This window comes from Streptomyces sp. NPDC051364, from assembly GCF_040682115.1.
Lineage (GTDB): Bacteria > Actinomycetota > Actinomycetes > Streptomycetales > Streptomycetaceae > Streptomyces.
Genome location: NZ_JBFBAH010000065.1, coordinates 1 through 13,871, shown reverse-complemented (window position 1 = coordinate 13,871; position 13,871 = coordinate 1). Strand labels below are relative to the sequence as shown.

The window sequence follows — 13,871 nt, the reverse complement described above, 5'->3', positions numbered from 1 at the left end:
GCTGCGAGTTTGCCCCATACCAGTCCGCTGCCCAGATGCCCGAACAGCCCGAGCGCGAGCACGAAGTACACCCCGACGCGAGAGGGGAGGATCCGAAGTCGTTGCTCGCGAGCTCCAGTCTCGTCCAGTACCGCATCGACCAACTCGGGCGGGATAACCTGCGTTAACTCACCGATATGACCAGGCGCGAACACGTCACCGGTTCCGCCCGCGACAGACTGGGCCACTGAGCCCCTGCTTTCTCAGGAAGATCTTGGTCGATCCCCTGGATAGCAGAGGCCCCTCACACATCTCGTCGACCCTTGACACCGCTGCCGAGCGCTTAACTTCGCGGCATTGGATGCTGGACGCGGTCCACTACCTGGTCGACAACGGAACCAAATGGCGGGCGATGCCAGCCGACTTCCCGCCGTGGGAGCGGGTTTATGCCTTCTTCCGGCGCTGGCGCGAGCACGGTCTGATCGTCGAGTTCCACGACCGGCTGCGTGGGAAGGTTCGCGAGAAGGCGGGCCGGGACCCGGAGCCGAGCGCCGGTGTGATCGACTCCCAGTCGGTGAAGGCGGACGCCGTCGTCGGCGCAGACAGCCGCGGCTTCGACGGCGGCAAGCTGATCAACGGCCGCAAGCGGCACGCCGTGGTCGACACACTCGGCCTGCTACTGGGCGTGATGGTCACCGCCGCGGACACCGGCGACCGCGCTGCCGCCCAGGTACTTCTCGAACAGGTCACCGACGTGCACCACCGGCTGGAACTGATCTGGGCCGACGGCGGATACACCGGCAGCCTCGTCAACCACTGCCTCGCCACGCTCGCGCTGGTCCTGGCGATCGTGAAACGCAGCGACGACATGCGCGGCTTCGTCGTGCTGCCCAAGAGGTGGATCGTCGAGCGGTTCTTCGCCCACCTGATGCGATCCCGCCGCCTCGTGCGCGACTTCGAGCGGTCCACCAGCAGCGCCGAGGCGATGGTCTACTGGTCGATGACCCTGCTCATGACTCGCCGCTTGGCCCGGCCAGGCCCGGCATCAGCGTGAACTGCCCAGGCGCCGATTCGGCCAGCCACCCCCGGGCCACCAGGCGCTTCGCCTTGGACCGCAGCGTTTCCACCTTCGCCGGCACCGCCTCGATACCGAACGCGACGGCCATCTCCCGGCAGGTCAGCGGCCCCTGGCCGAGGCGGCCCCGGTCGGAAAGGACCCGCAGGATGCGCTGGTAGTCCACCGACAGTGCCGACCAGGCCAGCCCTACTCGCCACATCGGCACCACCGACTTCGGCTTCGCCGCCTCCGTCGGTGTCTCGGGCTGCGGATCCGTATCCCGCACGGCCGCGGTGGCATTTGGGGCGGCAGCTCCATCACCGCCCAGGGCCAGGACCTCGTCGACCCGCGAGCGGGCAATGAGCCACTCTTTCCAGTCCTGCTCGGCCACGACCAGCTCGGCCTGGACGCGGTCGGCTTCCTCTCGCAACTCCTCCACACGACGACGAGCGGCGAGCTCCCGCTGTTCCAGCAACCCAAAAACTGACGGCATCCGCGACCTCCCGAAGAACACAACCCGACAGGCCACCCCTCCCACCGAATCACCACGCCCACGCCCGACCAGCGGAAACTCCGCGATCATGACCGGAAAGACAACAACCACTCAGATCGCCGGGCGGCGCTGTCCTGTCGGCCAGGCCGGAGGCAGTTTTCAGAAGCGGTATTCGCGAAGGTATCCATGGGTGCATACTCGGAGGTATGGCAGACACAACTGTGAAGGTCGACTCCGCGACTCGGGACCGATTCGCCGCCGTCGCGGCTTCCCGCGGCCAGAGCGTTCGCGCGTACCTAGCGGAGCTGGCCATAGAGGAAGAGAACCAGGTCAAGCTGGGCAGGGCGACCGCCGCGTTCCGGGAGGTCACCAGGGCCCCGGGTATCGCTGAGGCCTTCGACCGTGAGTTCGGCGGCCTGCCGGCAGCCTCAAGCGCCAGCCGGGCGGCCTGACCTTGGACCTGCACATCGACATCCGGTGGCTTCTCGACAGGCAGGAGGAACTGCTCGGCAAGGAGCTGGGCATCCTGGACTACTCGGGTCTGGTAGCCGCGGTCGCTCGACACCGCGTAAACACCCCGGCGCTGGCGACCGGCGAGCCTGACGCGTTCTGGCGGGCAGCGGCGCTGCTGGAACAGATCGTGCTGCTGCGCCCTCTGCCTGCCAGAAACGAGTACTTCGGCTACGGGGTCGCCGTCGCGTACATCCGGGCCTCGGGGAAGGACGTGGACGTCGCGTTCGAACCGTGGCGCGACTTGATCACCGACATTCGGGCGCTGCGGCTCAACGTGTATGACGTCGCGGACCGACTGCGGTCGATGAGCCCGGCATCCTGACCGGCCTGTGTGCCGGGCCCCAGGGCCACGCCCTCGGCCCGTTGGGTTGATTGGCGATCGGCGTCAGGGTTGAAGCATGTAGGTGGTGTCTGGCAGCTCGCCGCATGGACCGGGCAACCCGCCCCCGCGGACGCCGAGCGACTCCTCGCACGGGCCGGCGAGGACATCGACTCGGCCCTGCTCACCGCGATCTACCCAGTAGATGAGGACGGCGACCCCCTCGACCCCGAGGTGCGGACCGCCCTCGCCAACGCCACCTGTGCGCAGGTCGAGCATCAGCTCGCCAGCGGCGACGACGGGACCGGCGCCGACGGACAGTGGGACTCAGTCAGCATCGGCCCCGTGAGCCTGTCAGGGCGCAGCTCGCCCACCACGGCGGCCAGCGTCGAACTCGCCCCGCGCTCCGACCGGGCCCTCCGCCGCGCGGGCCTGACCCCGGGGCGGGTGATCGGATGGTGAGCCCTGTCCCCGAGCGACCGCTGCGCCTCTGCATGACCTCATGGAGCCTGCCCTTAGCGGTCAGCTCGCCTCCGAGTAAATTGCTCGCCATGCCACGCAACTAGAAATGGATTAAGATCAATTCTTCAATCGAGATTCAAAGGCATTGAGGCATTGCAGGCGGACTCGGCGCGCCTCGTCAACTAAGGCCATCATGGACACGGTTGCGCTCGCCATGATTCGACCTTGACCGGGCTCACCGGAAACCCGCAATTCCGCCCTATCGAATTCTGCGAGCAGATTTTGAGCGCGGTCAATGATTCCTTCAAGGGCATCAAACTCCGGAGCGAGACTCGCACTAGACGCAGCAACCGAGGCATCGAACTCTGACCGCAGCGTTGGATCTAATGGGCCGGAAGTCGGGAGACCATGTTCAAGGCTTGTCAGCTTGTCGCCCATACGTCCGTAGTAAGTCCTCAAAAGGCCCACGATGGCCTTGCAGGAATTGTCGGCCTCATTAATTTTCTCCCTCACGTTAGTCTCGCGCGCCGCTTCTCTCTGCTTTCGCGCGTCTCCGCGTTGGCTGAGTATGGGAGTCGCGGCGACAGCGGCGGCAGCAGCAAGGCTGCCGATCAACGTCCACACCGCCGCATCAACCATGCCTATGGATCTACCAGTTACCTGACGACCTCCGCTATCCACGTCCGAAAGGTCGGAAAAGTTCTTACCGCGCTGTGGGTGGACCGTTGGTGACCCGCGTCCCGCCGTCCCTGCTCCGCCACCGAATCGGCGTCCAGTCCTACCTCGGCGACGGCGCGTACGGGCTGTACCTGGAACACCCTGCGCTCGTAAGCGGCACGGTTCGTATAGTCCGCTTTGTCGGCACACCTCCACAGCGGTCCGGGCCTGTCCGCGGAGTCCTTCGCGGCGGCGAGTGCGAGGGCGGTGGGAGAGCAGTCGATCCCGGTGGCGCGGTATCCGAGCTGGTGATGGAGGTGACGGGTCAAGGCGCCATCGCTGCAGCCGATGTCTAGGGCCGGTCGCCCTCGGCCGGGACCGAGGTGTTCGTCCAGCAGCCGCGTCTTGGGTTCGTCGAGCTGCCGGTACCGGCAGCCTTTCACCCAGAGCGGTTCCCAATACGCGGCGGTCGCGGTCATCGTCATGATGGCTGCTCCGCGCCAGATGTGCTGCCCGGAACGACTTCCTCCGCAGGGGTTGACGTGGGTGCGTGCCGGGCGGATTGTGATCGCCTCAGCCGAACGATTGCTGGAGGTCCCCGTGAGCGAGTTCGACACCAGAGAGATGACGTTGTCGAACGGTGACGTCGTCCGCACTGTCTTGTCGGGAGTCGGCGCGGACCTGAGCGATGCGGAGCTCCTTGAACGGTATCCGCGCGTCGCCGAGATCCTGGCGCGATGGGAGCGCGAGGACTTGAGCTGAGGCCTACCGACTCACCTCGGCCCGTGCGTATGGTGTGGCGCCGGACCATCCCGGGCCCGTCGCCCTCCCGGCTCAGCATGGCCCACACCAGCGGCTACGATGCCCCCGATGTCTCGACGGTCTCTTCTTACAAGGACCGTGACGTCCGGACGTGGGTTAATGGCACCTGTACGAAGAGCTGCTGAGGTGAGGAAGCTGCCATGAGTACGGGAAGATGGCTGTGGGTCTGCCTACAGCGCTACCTCATGACCGCCGCTCTCGGCTGGGTGGCCGCGGCCCTGGTGCTGCCCGTTCTGGGCGACGATCCCTTCTGGGCGTCGTTCGGCGCGGGGCTGGGAGCGGGGCTGATCGTGGTGCCGCTCCTGACGGTCGTGACCATGTTCGTACTCGTCCTGCTGGCCGGTCGGCGGTTCGAGCCGCCGACCGGCGGTCCCTCGCGGATCCGGGGCGGCTGGCTGATCGTGCTGCCCCTGGTCCTGCTGCTGCCCGTGGCCCTGCTCGCGCCACTGCAGTACCTGATCGTGCTCGGCGCGCAGCTCGTGTACCTGGTGTGGGTGCTGCCCTGCCAGGACGCCCGCGACACGGCGGACGTGCTGCGCTCCCTCGCCGACCCGGCCGTCCCCGCGGAGCAGCGGGCCAGGATGGCACGGGCGGTCGCGGGACTGCAGGGCAGGCCGGTCGTCGAAGCCCTGGTGCAGACCTCGGCCGACGCGGAGCCGGAGGTCGCCGAAGCGGGTCTGGAGACCCTCTGCACCATCTGGCGGCGCGACGGAGTCGCCGGCGAGGACCTGCTGCTGAAGCTCGACCCGCAGGCCCAGGACCGCGTCCGGGCCCTCGGCGTCAGGGTGCGGAGCCCTTGGTGAGAACGGCGGCGATCGGCCGCGCATGACACGGGCCCGGCCCTCCCGAGACCACTCGGGAGGGCCGGGCCCCTTTTCTCTTCCCGGGGTCGAGGACATTGTCGGCCGCGGGGTCATGCGCTCCCGCGCGCCTCCCCGAAGGCCCGTAATCGTGCGCCCAGTCCGCCGAGTTGGCGCTCCTCCAGTGCGGCGAAGCTGAACCGCAGGTATCGCTCGTCGGAGGGCGTGAAGAGGGAGCCCGGGAGCACGGCGACGTCCTGTTCCCGCGCCAGGGCGCGCACCACCTCGTGGGCGGATGCCGCGAAGGGGTGCCGGACCCACCCGAAGAAGGCACCCGAGGCCTGCAGTTGAAGCAGTCGGCGCGCAGCGGTCAGGTCGGCAGACTCAGTGCCTGGTTTCCGTTCTGGCAAAGAGTTCAGCGCACTCGCCGGCGAAGGAACAGAGCTGGTCCACGACCTGCTGGTACTCGTGCGGATCCCGCACCATGTTCGGCGTGGCATCGGTCCACTGCTGCCACAGGCCACCGGCGGCAAGGTATGAGGATGCTCGCTCGGTCCCAAGGACGGCATCGAGGTGAAGCAGTGTGCTGAGAGCAAAGGTCTGGTCGTAGACGAGGTCGGGTTGAGGCAAGTAGCGATCAAGGTATCTGCATACCAGATCGGCGTCTGCGCTGGTGCCGAAGGTGGCAAGACTGATGCAGTAGGCCCCGCCGTAGGGGCCTCCGCTGGCCAGCAGGAGTTCGCCGATGCGGCTGCGGAACTCGGTCCTGCCAGCTACAGCAACCAGCCAGGAGGCAGTCCTACGCTCTCGCCAGCCGCCTTCGAAAAGGATGCCGAGCTCAGCGGGAGTGATCTCCCCGGCAGCCTGGACCAGCTCCCTCACGAACAGGTCGCGCTCAGGCCCGCTCAACCGCAGCGAGCTTCCTCCCAGCCGCAGGTACCGCCGACCGGGCGTGACGAATCGTCGGACCAGGTCCATCAGCTCAGGGTCGGTGTTGGCATAGCGCATGGCTGCATCTTTGCCCGGCGCGGACCCAGCTGCCAGCGGTTTACCCAGAGCCCCAAGTAGCGATCTCTAGTTCAGAGAACGCCGGGCCGACTTGGTAGAGCGCTGCGACGGGAACGCGGCCGTAGCCATTCCTGGACGTCGCGTGCTTCGATGATGGTGGTGGCGCCGGGCGGAGTCACTGCGGCCGCCATGGCGGCGAGCATCCGGTTGGGCGCGATCGCGCAGGTGGTCTCCACGCCGTGCAGAGCCATGGTGTGAAGCCGCAGGAGAGCGGCGAGGCCTTCCGGGTCGCGGTCGAAGTAGCGGACGCTTCCCGACACGTCCGCCACCAGGACTGCCTGCACCACCGGTGTCACGTCCGCCACCAGGACCGGCGGCGGGACTGCCTGCACCACCGGAGCTGCCCGGACCGGGCCGGTCGTTACTGACTTCGGCGTTTCAAGGTGAGGCTGGGGTGTCGAGGGTGAGGCCGGTGCCGGCTATGAAGCCGTCGAGGGTGTGGGGCCGGTATTGAAGGCATTTGAGGCGGTTGCGGACGAGGGTTTCGAGTCGGTCGAGGGCCATGACGGCGAGGTTGGCGAGGCTGCGTTTGACGTGTGCCCAGACGCCTTCGACGGGGTTCAGGTCAGGTGAGTAGGCGGGTAGCAGGAACACTGTCAGCCACTCGCGCTCGGCGACGAGGTCTTGCATCCGGCGGGAGACGTGGGTGTTCAGGCGGTCCCAGACCAGCACGATCGGCGCCCTGACCAGCTGATGGACGCCGTCGATCAGCGCGATGAAGTCCCGCTCGCCCATGCTGCGACGTGTGCCTTTCCCTGCAGGATGGCTTCGCAGGCGGTGACACAGCCGGGTCCGGGAACCCGGCCGTATCGCGATCAGCCCGGCCACCGACAGGCGTCCCGAACGCCGGCCGCTGATGGTGACGACCGGAGTCACCCCACGCCGGCCCCAGGTCCGTCCCCGGGGCGGCCTGCGGGTGAACCCGGCTTCGTCCTCGAAGCAGACGTAGCCCCCGCAGGCCGCCCGGACTCTTTTACCTCCGCCCAGGTCGCCTCCCGCCACACGGTCACGGCCTGCTCATCGCGCTCAGCGACCCGCCGCGCGGGCACCTGCGGGGAGAACCCGAGCCGGTGCATCAACCGGGTGGCACCCGAGACGCTGTAGGAGACATGGAACTTCCGGCCGATCAGCGTGGCCACCCGCGAGGCGGTCCACACCTGGTCCTCCACCCACCCATGAGCGGCCGGCCCCTCCTCCAAAAACCCTGCCAGTTTCTCCAGGCAGTACGGGGACAGCCGGCACCGAGACCCATTCGGACCGCGCGATGTCAGAGCTTGAACACCGCCGTCCCGCCACAACTGCTGCCACAGGTAAGCCGACTTCACGCTCACCCGCAGCCGCCGGGCCACCTCCGACGGCTTGATCTGCTGCTCGAACAGATCAGCCGCCTGCATCCGAACCGTCTCCCGACGCTGACGTCCTGCCGGAGTCAGCCCGCCTCCATCCGCATATCTCACACACCACGGATACAGGCACCCACCCACACCCATCAGGGACTTCGCAACAATTCACCCCAACGAGCGGAAGTCAGTACCCTGCTGACCGAATGGAAGCTGGAGTACCCCATCGGCAGAGGGCAGTCGCGCATGCTCGTCCACACCGCGGACTGCCGCCTCGCTTCAGGCCGTACGCGGGCCCACCACCCGGGAGTAGGCACTCGACGCCCTCCGCCAGCCCCAGGTCGAAGCCTGCTCGATCTGCCCCGCCGCCCGAGTGCTCGGCATCACCGACCCCTGAGGCCAGTCCCGCAGGCCGGGGCAGGGGTCGCCCTGTCACTGCCGGCCTCTATCCTTCTGGGACCATGACACTGCTGCCGCTCGACGGATTCGCCGCCACGATCGTGCCGCTGGCCGTCGCCGTCCCTCTGATGGCCGGGGCGAGCGTCGTCCTGCCGCGCCTCCTTCACGTCAGGCGCACTTTTGCCGCGCAGACTCGGGACCTGGTGCCCCTGGGTCTGCTGTGGGCGGTCGTCGTCGCCGTCGTCTTCTTCGCCGCGGTCGACGTGCCGGCCCCGTTCGGCTGGATGCCCTCTGTCTCCATCGGCCTCACCGTCGTGCTCGTCGTTGGTGTGTGCGTACGTGTCTGGACGGAAGCCCGGCGGGACGCCCGTCTCGCCGCGGTCGTCCGCAGATGGCTCGACGAGCTGGAGCCGCACAGCCAGCGTCTGCGGCACTACGTCGTAGATCCGACGTTCTCCGACGAGCTCCTCGTCCACGCGAGGCAGGCGGCGGAGCGCGGCACCGGGAACGTGGCACTGGAGGCCTTCGCGACCGGCGTCGTCGACCTGGAGCGCGCCGTCGAGGCCAGCCCCGGCCGGGGAGCCGGAGCTCCCACCGCCGAGGACACCGCCGTCCTCCGCGAGCTCGCCACCCGCGTACGCGACTTCGACCTCACCGTCCCCCTGGCCTGACCGTCCGAGACGATCGACGCCCGGCCCTCGGTGAAGGCCGGGCGTTCCCGTTCCCGCTGGCAGGCCTGCCGCGCCCCGAGCTGACCGGCTTGCCCAGCCTGCTGAACCCGGCTTGCCCACGGTGTACGCAGGCTTGCCCAGGCCGGTGCACCCAGGGCTTGCCCAGGGGGCGACGAGGCTTGCCCGGGCCGCAAAACGCCAGTTCAGGAGGCTTGCCCACGGCTGCGAGTCGGCCCTGGTGACAGCCGGCGAACGCACCACCGGCGTCTCAAGGAGCGGTAGGCCAGGGCGGCAGGACGGTCAGGCGCTGTGCGGGTCGTGCAGCATTGTCGCCCAGCCGGCCACGTCCTGCGGTACGCGGAATCACATGTCGACGTTGCCGACGAAGCCGGTGGATACGGCGCATGTCCCGCAGGGCCATCTTGTATCGGGCGGCGAGCACGTCGCCGACCCACACCGGCATGTCCGGCTCTGCGACGCGCATCGTGGAGCGGGCTCTGACCCTCGGGGACAGGCACTCGGTCACCGTCTGGGACGTCGAGGTGCATGGCCCCAGGCCGACTGGCTTTATCACTGAGGATCAAGAGCACTTGTCGATGAGTGACGAGAGCGCCCTGCAGCCCGGAGGAACGATGTTGCCGAGTTCTGGCAGCGTTTCGGTTCTTGCCGCACACTCGCCTGTGTGCTGCTGGGCGCAGCGTCAACGACTACAACGCACTGAGGCGCGCCGACGGTGACAAGAGGACGGTCTATCCATCCGGGAGACTGGTGACGTCCTGGATCTTCTGATCGAAGGTCACGCTCACCACAACCTGATACGGCACCATGTGCACCGATCTGTCCGGAAGCAGCACACGGGCTTCGCCGCACTGCCAGATGCGCTTCCAGCCCAGCACGATCCGCACCGCAGTACGTTCGGGGACCGTGACGCTGATTTCCTCTTCGAACAGGTGTGTACTGCCAATTGCGAGAGAGAGCGTGCGCTGCAGTTCGGCCTCGATGCTTCCCTTTGCCGAGAGCCAGAGAAGGTTCGCGCCCACGTGGCCGCCCAAGGTCTGACTGCGGCTGTCGCCCAGGGTGAGGGTTCGGGCCCACTCGCGGCTGGCCTTCAGGCTGCGCGTAACGGGGGCAGGGCTGGCATGGTTGTCGATCAGCCGCACGTCCTCACCGAGCCATTCCTCGGTGTGCATCATCTGTGTTACTTCCAGGACCCGGGCGTCCGCTGCCCCGGAACCAGAGAGCGCGGGCGTTGAGGGGTCTCCGAGGCGGCGCAGCAGGATTGTCTGCCGGAACAACCCCTTAATGATGTCGCAGTCGAAGCGGATGACCTCGCCCGGTTCTACGAGGATGTGCAACGTCTCGCTGTTCACACCGAGGCGGGCCCACACCGGCGACCAGCGCAGTTGCACGCGGTGGGGACCCGACGGCACTGGGACGGTGACTTGTCGGCCGTAGCGCAGCAGGGCCACCCGAACGTCATCGATCCACACCCTGAAAGCATGAATGTCTCCCACGCGGCCTCGGCGTATTCGCACTGTCCCACCAGGTACGTCTGACGCGTTCTGACTGCTCATCATGTAAGTATGGCGGGTGTCACGGGCCGACGTCGGCGAACCAGACAAAGGGCCTGTCAGGGCCCGAGGCGATCAAGCTCTTGGGTGTCTGGCCAGGCCAACCCTGGCCGCTTTGGTTCCGGCTGGCACGTCGGCGGGCTCGCCATCGGCCAGGTATCTCGACAGGGGCGTTCAATGCCTGCGCAGATGAGACGAGGAACCCACCGCCGCCCGTTGGCGCCACGATGCAAGCACTCGGCGCCAGGTCCGCGAACAACGCCGTAGACAGGCCCATCGACCAGATCGCGGTCAGCGCGGACATCTCCGACAGGCCACCGACACCCACGACGCCGCTCTCAGTTCCCGCCAACACTCGACGAGCCATCAGTCGCCATCCACTCTCGGAACTCACCGACAATCGCTCTCCGCTCTCACCTACGTAGCCAGCCGACGAATTCACGGACGCTCCCGGCCGGTTCTACCTCCTGGAGGACGCCCGCGCCGAGTACCAGCGGCACAGCTGGACCGCGGACCTCCCGGCCCTCCCCAACACCAGGACCTCCGCGCCGCTCCCGGCAACCTGTCCCACCCCCGACGTCGACCACTGCGGGAACTGCGGGACGACCGTCGCGATCGGGGGCTGGATGATCGCCTCGCTCGGGCTGTCCTGCCCCGACTGCTACGACGTGATGTCCGGCGAGCCCGGCCGCCACGATCTTCGGTACCACCGGCAGAGGTAGGCGGGAGCCGACCGCCGGTGCGCTGCGGAGGTGGGCAAGCCCATGTGGACAGGGCCCCGGGACAGTTGCACCGGAAGGGGGCTGGAGGGTTGCACGTAGAGGTGCACTAGGAGTTGCACCGGAGGTGTGACCGGGAGTGGGACCCTCCCTTTTGCGATCTTGAGCATCGTGCCTGGTCAGACCCGGTGGGCAAGCCTGATCGCCACGAGGACACCTCTTTCTCCGCGATAGCCGGAGGAAGAGGCCTGATTCTTTTGAGGACCGGGCCGGCCTTCACCATCACGGTCCAGCCCAGCCCAGCCCAGCCCAGCCCAGCCCAGCCCAGCTCAGCCCAGTCCAGTCCAGTCCAGTCCAGCCCGGACCGGCCTCGGCGGCTCGATCCGCAGCTCGGCCGGCTCTCCGGTCGCCGTCCCCGGCTCGGCGCCGCCCTGCCGTGCCGCCTGCCCGTGTGCTGCACGTGCCGGAGAAGGAGCTGCTCGAACTGCGGCGACGCGCCGCTGCGGAGCCGTACCCGGTGCGGAGCGAGGCCCGGGCCGGCCGATCGGCAAGTGGAACAACCTCGACCTGGAATCCACCTGGCCGGGCCGACATCCAAAGGCCAGGGTCCCAGCGCTGCGACGGCTCGGCTGCCCGGATACGTCGGCCGACACCATGACCGCGTCCTTGCCCAAGCGGTGCAGGACGTCGCTCAGGGACACAGCCGGATAGTCGTACTGGTCGGGTCATCATCGACGGGCAAGACCAGGGCGTGCTGGGAAGCGGTCCAGCCCCTCGCGGTCGACGGGTGGCGGTTGTGGCATCCCTTCGACCCGACCCGCGCCGACGCCGCGCTGGAGGGCCTCGAACGCGTCCAGCCGCGCACCGTCGTGTGGCTGAACGAGGCCCAGCACTACCTCGGCGACCCGCGTGCCGGCGAGCGCATCGCGGCCGCCGTTCACACCCTTCTCACGCATCCCGGCCGCACACCCGTCCTGGTCCTGGGCTCCCTGTGGCCCGAATACGACCGCCAGTACACGGCCCTGCCCTCCCCCGGACAGCCGGACCCGCACAGCCGGGCCCGGGAACTCCTGGCCGGTCGGACCCTCACCGTCCCCGACAAATTCGACGAGGAAGCACTGCGTACCGCGTCCGCCTTGGACCGGCCAACTGCGTCTTCGAAACGAGTCGGCGTCGTAGTCGCAGAAGGGTGTGCCGGGGGTCAGTCGTGAGCCAATCCGGAACCGCATCTCGCTCGAGGCTCGGCGGATGCCGTCGCTGTGGTCGCCCCAACTGTGGTCCCGGTCGACGGCGTGGCGATGGGGTGATGGTGGCCCGGTGACGATGCAGGACCTCGCTTGTTGCAGCCTTGAGACGGTTGCCCGAGGGGCAGCCGGTTGCGCCGTGCAGTGGGGCAGGGGCGAGCTCGCCGGCCTACTTCGGGGGCTCGCCAGGGGTGAGGGCTTCGAGGCGGTGCAGGACTTGTGCGGGGTTGATGTCGTTGAGCCACGCGCCGAGTCCTGCGGCCATGACAAGGGGGTCGATGTCGAACAGTTGGCCGATGTAGTACATCTCGCGCACGGTGTATTTGATCAGGCCGTCTTGGCGTTTGCTGATCTGGCTTTTGGACATGCCGATGTAGCTGCCGAGCTGTTCGTAGGTCAGTTCCGCGCGGAGCCTTCCGTGCTCTACAGCTTCGATGAATCTGAGCTCCAGCTCGGTCACTGCCTCCAGGGCGTGCTGCTTCGCCGTCTTGTCCATGGTTCGCATCATAGCGATCTCTGTACTGTTGGTGGGCGCCAGGGTCAATCTCCTGGAATCAGAGTTTCCGTGAAGCTCTATGAGTTGCTCTGAGGGAAACTGAGCGTGTAATCTCGCCAACATGATCGACCGCGAGTATGAGGACGGGTCTGGAGACATCAAACGCGGTTGGGCGCCCGCGCACTCCTGGCGTTGGTTCCTGATCCGATCCGCCAAGCACGTCCCCAAAGCCGCCAGGGATCAGCCTCAATGGAAGTTTCTCGGCGCGCAGTTCTTCGCGATCCTCCAAGCGGTGGGGCAGGCCGCGAACGAAGACGGTACGAATGCCTTCTTGGGGATCGACACGCTCATGGCAGTGGGGCGGTGCAGCAAGGACACCGTTCAGAAGGTGCTCATCGCCGCCGAGGCTATGCAACTGATCAAGAAAACGGCGAACGCGCGCGGCGGGCGGAACCCCAAGCCCGCAACGTACGCGTGCACCTTCCCGCTCGGCGCCGACACGGAGACCGGCAGGGGACTCGACTGGGAACGGGCCCTCCTCGTGCTGTCCAGCTCAGAGCACGACCGACGCCTGCGTCACAAGCGGACCAACGCCACAGCGCGTCACCTGACCCCGTCTGGCGAGGCTACTTCGGCTGGGCAGGAAGCGTTACCTGACGCCTCCTGTGATGGGGCGGGCGAGATTCAGAAGACGTCACATGACGAACCCACAGGGCGTCACGTGACAGATCAGAGAGCGTCAGGTGACGCCCCTACCAGGTCCTACCAAGCCCTACACCATGAGAGAGGCGCCGTAGTTGACCCACCTCAGGTGAATGCAGCTGCCCCGGCCGAGCAAGATCCGCGACAGCCCGACACGGGCACACCGAAGGGCCCCGCCCGTGCGCAGCAGGAACGCCCACACGCCCCCGGCCTCGCCACCGCCAACTACCAACGCCATGTGACCACCTGCGACCGATGCCCGCGCGAGATCTGGTGCCCCGAGGGCTCCCGGCTACGGCGGTACCTCACGGCCGAGCAGCACCACAAACGGGCCCGCTACCTCGGAGGCAACGAAGCGTCGTGAGCCAGGCACAACCACCGCAGCATCCGAGTTCCACGGCCCATGTCCTCGGCGACCGATCACCGACGTCCCGAGCTCATTGACGACGTTGAGGCGAGGAGGGGGGTCCGTAAAGTTAACGGTGGTTTTGGGGTTGTTGGGGGTTCAGCGGCGGGCGGCTGAGAGCCGACCGTCGAAGGTGATGTCGAAGGCGTTCAG

Annotated in this window: 20 protein-coding genes; 9 read left to right on the top strand and 11 right to left on the bottom strand. The window is 67.3% G+C overall.

The window, feature by feature from the left end:
* The coding region (locus AB0M76_RS42745) for a transposase domain-containing protein (RefSeq protein ID WP_365958170.1) at positions 1 to 227 on the bottom strand (227 nt) is incomplete at its 3' end.
* Positions 228 to 253: 26 nt separating this feature from the next.
* On the opposite strand from AB0M76_RS42745, the gene AB0M76_RS42740 reads away from it, so the two are divergent.
* Entirely contained in the window at positions 254 to 1,033 is a 780-nt protein-coding gene (locus AB0M76_RS42740) for an IS5 family transposase (RefSeq protein ID WP_365958169.1), read from the top strand.
* Here AB0M76_RS42740 and AB0M76_RS42735 read toward each other — a convergent pair.
* Positions 990 to 1,529, bottom strand: coding sequence for a hypothetical protein (locus tag AB0M76_RS42735; RefSeq protein WP_365958174.1), 540 nt, complete (start codon positions 1,527 to 1,529; stop codon positions 990 to 992). The genes AB0M76_RS42740 and AB0M76_RS42735 overlap by 44 nt on opposite strands.
* A 206-nt stretch (positions 1,530 to 1,735) precedes the next feature.
* On the opposite strand from AB0M76_RS42735, the gene AB0M76_RS42730 reads away from it, so the two are divergent.
* The 3 genes from AB0M76_RS42730 (at position 1,736) to AB0M76_RS42720 (ending at position 2,823) form a co-directional block, all read left to right on the top strand.
* Positions 1,736 to 1,981 (top strand): antitoxin MazE7, encoded by a 246-nt coding sequence (locus AB0M76_RS42730; RefSeq protein WP_365958168.1) that lies wholly within the window; start codon positions 1,736 to 1,738, stop codon positions 1,979 to 1,981.
* 2 nt (positions 1,982 to 1,983) lie between these two features.
* Entirely contained in the window at positions 1,984 to 2,364 is a 381-nt protein-coding gene (locus tag AB0M76_RS42725) for a toxin Doc (protein WP_365958167.1), read from the top strand.
* 69 nt (positions 2,365 to 2,433) lie between these two features.
* Entirely contained in the window at positions 2,434 to 2,823 is a 390-nt protein-coding gene (locus AB0M76_RS42720) for a hypothetical protein (RefSeq protein ID WP_365958166.1), read from the top strand.
* A 117-nt stretch (positions 2,824 to 2,940) separates the two neighbouring features.
* Here the strand turns inward: AB0M76_RS42720 and AB0M76_RS42715 are convergent, their stop codons facing one another.
* A complete protein-coding gene (locus AB0M76_RS42715; protein ID WP_365958165.1) occupies positions 2,941 to 3,462 on the bottom strand; it encodes a hypothetical protein in 522 nt (173 codons plus the stop codon).
* A gap of 17 nt (positions 3,463 to 3,479) precedes the next feature.
* Positions 3,480 to 3,959 (bottom strand): class I SAM-dependent methyltransferase, encoded by a 480-nt coding sequence (locus AB0M76_RS42710; RefSeq protein WP_365958173.1) that lies wholly within the window; start codon positions 3,957 to 3,959, stop codon positions 3,480 to 3,482.
* A gap of 121 nt (positions 3,960 to 4,080) precedes the next feature.
* Here AB0M76_RS42710 and AB0M76_RS42705 point away from each other — a divergent pair, with 121 nt between their 5' ends.
* Positions 4,081 to 4,242, top strand: a complete 162-nt coding sequence (locus tag AB0M76_RS42705; protein ID WP_365958164.1) for a hypothetical protein — start codon at positions 4,081 to 4,083, stop codon at positions 4,240 to 4,242.
* Positions 4,243 to 4,442: 200 nt separating this feature from the next.
* Positions 4,443 to 5,105, top strand: a complete 663-nt coding sequence (locus AB0M76_RS42700) for a hypothetical protein (RefSeq protein WP_365958163.1) — start codon at positions 4,443 to 4,445, stop codon at positions 5,103 to 5,105.
* Positions 5,106 to 5,215: 110 nt separating this feature from the next.
* Here AB0M76_RS42700 and AB0M76_RS42695 read toward each other — a convergent pair whose 3' ends face one another.
* The 5 genes from AB0M76_RS42695 to AB0M76_RS42675 form a co-directional block, all read right to left on the bottom strand.
* A complete protein-coding gene (locus AB0M76_RS42695) occupies positions 5,216 to 5,386 on the bottom strand; it encodes a hypothetical protein (RefSeq protein WP_365958162.1) in 171 nt (56 codons plus the stop codon).
* A 100-nt stretch (positions 5,387 to 5,486) separates the two neighbouring features.
* Complete coding sequence (locus tag AB0M76_RS42690) at positions 5,487 to 6,110, bottom strand: DUF6000 family protein (RefSeq protein ID WP_365958161.1); 624 nt, start codon at positions 6,108 to 6,110, stop codon at positions 5,487 to 5,489.
* Between the two features lie 71 nt (positions 6,111 to 6,181).
* Positions 6,182 to 6,505, bottom strand: coding sequence for a hypothetical protein (locus AB0M76_RS42685; RefSeq protein WP_365958160.1), 324 nt, complete (start codon positions 6,503 to 6,505; stop codon positions 6,182 to 6,184).
* A 43-nt stretch (positions 6,506 to 6,548) separates the two neighbouring features.
* A complete protein-coding gene (locus AB0M76_RS42680) occupies positions 6,549 to 7,157 on the bottom strand; it encodes a transposase (protein WP_365958172.1) in 609 nt (202 codons plus the stop codon).
* Entirely contained in the window at positions 7,043 to 7,627 is a 585-nt protein-coding gene (locus tag AB0M76_RS42675; RefSeq protein ID WP_365958171.1) for a winged helix-turn-helix domain-containing protein, read from the bottom strand. Before AB0M76_RS42675 ends, AB0M76_RS42680 begins: the two co-directional genes overlap by 115 nt.
* Positions 7,628 to 7,971: 344 nt before the next feature.
* On the opposite strand from AB0M76_RS42675, the gene AB0M76_RS42670 reads away from it, so the two are divergent.
* A complete protein-coding gene (locus AB0M76_RS42670; RefSeq protein ID WP_365958159.1) occupies positions 7,972 to 8,580 on the top strand; it encodes a hypothetical protein in 609 nt (202 codons plus the stop codon).
* Positions 8,581 to 9,329: 749 nt separating this feature from the next.
* Here the strand turns inward: AB0M76_RS42670 and AB0M76_RS42665 are convergent.
* Positions 9,330 to 10,070, bottom strand: coding sequence for a hypothetical protein (locus AB0M76_RS42665; RefSeq protein WP_365958158.1), 741 nt, complete (start codon positions 10,068 to 10,070; stop codon positions 9,330 to 9,332).
* A 1,477-nt stretch (positions 10,071 to 11,547) separates the two neighbouring features.
* Here AB0M76_RS42665 and AB0M76_RS42660 point away from each other — a divergent pair.
* Positions 11,548 to 12,081, top strand: coding sequence for a hypothetical protein (locus tag AB0M76_RS42660; protein ID WP_365958157.1), 534 nt, complete (start codon positions 11,548 to 11,550; stop codon positions 12,079 to 12,081).
* Positions 12,082 to 12,283: 202 nt separating this feature from the next.
* Here AB0M76_RS42660 and AB0M76_RS42655 read toward each other — a convergent pair whose 3' ends face one another.
* Complete coding sequence (locus tag AB0M76_RS42655) at positions 12,284 to 12,610, bottom strand: hypothetical protein (RefSeq protein WP_365958156.1); 327 nt, start codon at positions 12,608 to 12,610, stop codon at positions 12,284 to 12,286.
* A gap of 121 nt (positions 12,611 to 12,731) precedes the next feature.
* Here AB0M76_RS42655 and AB0M76_RS42650 point away from each other — a divergent pair, with 121 nt between their 5' ends.
* Positions 12,732 to 13,676 carry a hypothetical protein gene (locus AB0M76_RS42650; protein WP_365958155.1) on the top strand — a complete coding sequence of 315 codons (945 nt, stop codon included), beginning with the start codon at positions 12,732 to 12,734 and terminating at the stop codon, positions 13,674 to 13,676.
* Positions 13,677 to 13,871 lie beyond the last annotated feature (195 nt).

Coding starts and splice junctions, on each gene's coding strand:
- AB0M76_RS42670 (WP_365958159.1), top strand. CDS start 7,972: ATGACACTGCTGCCGCTCGACGGATTCGCCGCCACGATCGTGCCGCTG.
- AB0M76_RS42735 (WP_365958174.1), bottom strand. CDS start 1,529: ATGCCGTCAGTTTTTGGGTTGCTGGAACAGCGGGAGCTCGCCGCTCGT.
- AB0M76_RS42700 (WP_365958163.1), top strand. CDS start 4,443: ATGAGTACGGGAAGATGGCTGTGGGTCTGCCTACAGCGCTACCTCATG.
- AB0M76_RS42650 (WP_365958155.1), top strand. CDS start 12,732: ATGATCGACCGCGAGTATGAGGACGGGTCTGGAGACATCAAACGCGGT.
- AB0M76_RS42655 (WP_365958156.1), bottom strand. CDS start 12,610: ATGGACAAGACGGCGAAGCAGCACGCCCTGGAGGCAGTGACCGAGCTG.
- AB0M76_RS42715 (WP_365958165.1), bottom strand. CDS start 3,462: ATGGTTGATGCGGCGGTGTGGACGTTGATCGGCAGCCTTGCTGCTGCC.
- AB0M76_RS42710 (WP_365958173.1), bottom strand. CDS start 3,959: ATGACCGCGACCGCCGCGTATTGGGAACCGCTCTGGGTGAAAGGCTGC.
- AB0M76_RS42730 (WP_365958168.1), top strand. CDS start 1,736: ATGGCAGACACAACTGTGAAGGTCGACTCCGCGACTCGGGACCGATTC.
- AB0M76_RS42690 (WP_365958161.1), bottom strand. CDS start 6,110: ATGCGCTATGCCAACACCGACCCTGAGCTGATGGACCTGGTCCGACGA.